General features: G+C 57.5%; 4 protein-coding genes. All 4 read right to left on the reverse strand.

The genetic code is table 11. The features are described from left to right. Window positions 1-50 precede the first annotated feature (50 nt). Window positions 51-737 (reverse strand): hypothetical protein, encoded by a 687-nt coding sequence (locus tag ACFDSS_RS13850; RefSeq protein WP_375256310.1) that lies wholly within the window; start codon window positions 735-737, stop codon window positions 51-53. 9 nt (window positions 738-746) lie between these two features. Then, window positions 747-1,574 carry an ABC transporter permease gene (locus tag ACFDSS_RS13855; protein ID WP_375256311.1) on the reverse strand — a complete coding sequence of 276 codons (828 nt, stop codon included), beginning with the start codon at window positions 1,572-1,574 and terminating at the stop codon, window positions 747-749. Next, on the reverse strand, window positions 1,571-2,977 hold the full coding sequence (locus tag ACFDSS_RS13860; protein ID WP_213396220.1) for an ABC transporter permease: 1,407 nt from the start codon (window positions 2,975-2,977) through the stop codon (window positions 1,571-1,573). Before ACFDSS_RS13860 ends, ACFDSS_RS13855 begins: the two co-directional genes overlap by 4 nt. Next, the coding region (locus tag ACFDSS_RS13865) for an ABC transporter ATP-binding protein (RefSeq protein WP_375256312.1) at window positions 2,974-4,000 on the reverse strand (1,027 nt) is incomplete at its 5' end. The genes ACFDSS_RS13860 and ACFDSS_RS13865, both read right to left, overlap by 4 nt.

Here is a 4,000-nt window from a genome sequence, read left to right on the forward strand (position 1 = left end):
AAAACCCAGACCCGCACAGCAAAAGGGTCTGTCCCGCTCAGCCTTGAACCCTAGCGGCGAAATACCTTGCGGGATTGGCCCGGCGTGCGCGCCAGCTCATCTTGGACAGCGCGGTTGTCTGCGACTTGCACAGGTGACATCGCTGCGATCTCGAGCGCTGTCTCTTTTTGAACGGGCACGGCCTGTGCAACGGGCGTCCCCTTGGGGATCACACCCTCGAACCCCGGCGTGAGAAGCGCAGGAAAATGCACATAGCCATCACTATAGGTGTCGCAATCGACCACACCGCCCAGCGTGGTAAATGGCAGATCAGGATAGCCCTGTGGGTGCATGAACAAAAGCGACCAGCCGGGCGGCGTTTGCAATGTCCAGAAATTCATGAATTTCAGAAAAAGCTGTTGTCCTGCATAGGGGCTGCCCTCGGCCTGCTCGGGCACATGAACGCCAATGGGTGCGCGGCTGATGTTGGCGTCTGTCAGGATCGGCGGGTCCCAATCCCACGAGACCACCCCCCCGCGCACGGTGATGTCTGTCGGGCACAAGATCAGAACACCCAGCCGCATCGCATCAATGATCGGCGGACAGTGTTTGAGCGTGCGGACGGTCGCGCCTCCAAGGGTCACGGCGTCAATTTGCGAAGGCATCTCGCCCAGCCAATCGGGCAGCGCATGGGTGGCGCGGACTGGTTTTGGTAAAAGCGGTTCCAGCAAAGGATGACATCGGGCGATTATTTTCATGCGCAAAGGTTAGCGCATTTCGCGGCGCGTTAAAACTGCGTGGACCAACGCGGCGCTCACCGTGATTAAAATGATGACCGAGCCTACGGCATTGATCACTGGCGGATGGCCGTTGGGGTTGCGGCTCATGGCGCCGATCTCGGTAGCGAAGGTGCAGGCTCCGCCTTTGGCAAACATCGTGGTGTTGTAGTTCTCAATCGAGGAGAGCAGGGCGATGACAGCAGCAGAGGCCAAGGCAGGCAACAGAAACGGCAAAGTTATTCGTCTGAAGACCAGAAACGGGGTTGCCCCCAGATCAAGGGCCGCTTCTTCCAATTCAACCGGCTGGCGTTGCAGGCGCGCCATCAGAATCAGCATGGGGTAGCCCGCAACAAACGTTACTTGCGCCATCATGATCGTGAAAAGTCCTGCCCCAACGCCGAGCCGGCCCCAGAACACCAAGGCCGATAAGCCCAACACAATCCCCGGTGCCAACATCGGCGACAACAGAACCCACCAAAGCAGCCCATTGGCCCTGCTGCGCCAGCGGGTCAACATCACAGCGCCGGAAAGGCCGAGAATGAGCGACAGTGGCACCACCACTGCCGCCACCTGAAGCGAATTGCCAAAACAACCTATAAACCGGTCACGATCCAGCGCACGCAGCACCGGATCGGCGCGCAACTCCGCCTCGGACATCCAGAAGAACGCATACCATTTGCCCGTCAACCCGCGCCAATCAGTCACCGACGGCGGCGAGGCATCGTTGAATGACGCGATGATCATCAACACCAATGGTGCAAACATGAATGCCAGAAACGCCCAGATATAGGCATTCAAAATGCGTTGCGACGTCATTGCACCCTCGCAAAATCTTTGAGCCTTGCCCGCATGATCCACATGAACAGACCAACGATCAAAAAGCAGATCAGCGTATATGCAAAACTATAAGCGGCACCGACGTTGGAATTGTTAACCTCGAAAAACTTGTTGTAGATCGTCTGGCTGAACCATTCCGACTGGAGGCCACGACTGATGATCCGAGGCACCGAGAACGCGCCAGCCGCCAGCATGAACGTCGCGATACAGCCCACTGCAATACCGGGTTTGGAATGCGGAATGATGATCCGCCAGTGCAGGCGGGGCGCTGATGCGCCAAGATCACGGGCCGCATCGATCTGGTTACGGTCCAGCGTGCTCATCACGTTGTAGATCGGGAAAACCATAAACAGGACATAGGTGTAGACGATCACAACAAAGACCGTTAGCGCCGAGCGCTTGAACTGGATCGGTTCGGTGATAGCGCCAGCCCACATCAGTGTTTCATTGATAAGTCCCCGATTATCGATGATCGAGGTCCATGCGTAGATGCGCATCAGTTCCACGATTGCATAAGGAATTATCAGGCCCAGCATCAGCCAGACCACCTTCTGCGGCGGCGTGGCAAGCGCAACCTTGTACGCAACCGGATAACATACAACCAAGGCAAGCATCGTTGCGCAAACCGCGAAAAATAGCGTCCGCACGAGTATTTCCATGCCAATACGCTGGTAGTTCTGGCCGTCGACTGCATATCGCAGCCCCAGCAGCGACATCGCCTTTCCGTTCAGGCTGGCATCGCTTTGCGCTTGCGCCTCCTCCGAGCGGGGGATCAAAACCGGCTTGCTGATCGCTGTGAAATTGCCAAAGCCCAGTCTTGCAGAACTGGCCTCCTCGACAAGCAGTTGCTGATACAGGCCCGCTGCAAGCGCTTCGATTTGTCCAGCAGCGGCAATCTGCTCTGCGATGGAAGCATCTGCGGCAACGCTGAGCAGCGGTAAGTCATAAAACTGGTCAAGGTAAACTTCTGCGCCGTCTTCACGCACCAACCGTTTTTGGGTCGTGGCGCGGTCGCATTGCAGAATGTACGGACGCGCGGCATCCGCGCTTAACGTAGGTGCAGCCATGCCCGACATCGACGGCACCGCCATGCCGGATAGGGAAGGCACGGCCATGCCCGACATCGACGGCACCGCCATCCCGCCATTCTCAGACGCGGGCGCGTCGGGTTCGGCATATTGACCAAGGATGTTCACGCAACTGGCGGCATCTCTTTCGAGCGAACCAACGATTGAGCTGTCCAGCTGCCGCACAGGCTTGGTCAACGCCATTTCAAGCATTGCCAGCTGCGGCAGGATAATAAGCACCAGCGCCCAGCCCAGAACAGCCGCAACGAACAGAGTAGTCAGCCCTTTGCCAAAACTGCGGACCAGATCTTTCATTCTGCGGCGATGTCCTGTCCGGTGCGTGCCACCGGCCCAAGCGGCAGAATAGTCGCGGTGGTGCTCATGAATCCGATCGTGACCTGAGTGCCCATGGCAGGGCTTGTCTCTGCGGTGTTGGGGACATGCATCGCCACGCAGGCCCCGCTTTGTGTGGCCATGAACAGATTCACAAACGGCCCTTCAAGATCGCGGCGCAACAGATGCGTGTGCAGCACGTTTTCCACCGCAGAAAAGCGAATGTTTTCCGGCCTGACAAACAAGATCGCCTCCTGCCCGACCACAAGTCCGGTCGGGTTGCGCCCGTTGAATTGCCCATGCGGGGTATCAATCCGCGCCATCTCCCCATCTTGTGCCAAAATGCGGCCTGCGAATTGATTGGCTTCACCGACAAACGACGCTGAAAAAGCCGACACTGGGTTGGAGTATACCTCATCAGCCGTTCCAACTTGTTCGATACGCCCTGCGTTCATGACGGCAATCCGGTCGGACATGGTTAACGCTTCGCCCTGATCGTGGGTAATATAAATAAAAGTCACACCAGTTTTCTTCTGGATGCTTCGCAGCTCGGCTCTCATATGTTGCCTGAGCTTCAGGTCCAGCGCCGACAGCGGCTCGTCCAGTAACAGGACCGACGGATCCACCGCCAATGCCCGCGCGATTGCCACACGCTGGCGCTGGCCACCGGACAATTCACCTGGCGTCTTCTCGGCCTGATCCGTCAGAGCCACAAGATCGAGCAGTTCTTGTGCCTTGTCGCGGCGCGCGCGCTTGGCAACGCCGCGTGCTTCCAGCCCAAAGGCTACGTTTTCCCAGATCCGCATCAACGGAAACAATGCGAGGTTTTGAAAAATCAGCGCGGTTTCGCGCACATTTGGCCCTTTGCCGCGCTGATCAGCGTCTCCGATCAAGATACGCCCGGCAGATGGTTCCACGAATCCCGACACAGCCCGCAGGATCGTTGTTTTGCCACAGCCAGACGGGCCAAGAATAGAGAAAAATTCGCCTGCCTGGATCACAAGA

Origin of the sequence: Yoonia sp. (assembly GCF_042093035.1) — a bacterium.
Taxonomy (GTDB): Bacteria; Pseudomonadota; Alphaproteobacteria; order Rhodobacterales; family Rhodobacteraceae; genus Yoonia.

Bases quoted from the DNA above. Each gene is read 5' to 3' on its own strand.
- ACFDSS_RS13850 (WP_375256310.1), bottom strand. From the start codon at position 737: ATGAAAATAATCGCCCGATGTCATCCTTTGCTGGAACCGCTTTTACCA.
- ACFDSS_RS13855 (WP_375256311.1), bottom strand. From the start codon at position 1,574: ATGACGTCGCAACGCATTTTGAATGCCTATATCTGGGCGTTTCTGGCA.
- ACFDSS_RS13860 (WP_213396220.1), bottom strand. From the start codon at position 2,977: ATGAAAGATCTGGTCCGCAGTTTTGGCAAAGGGCTGACTACTCTGTTC.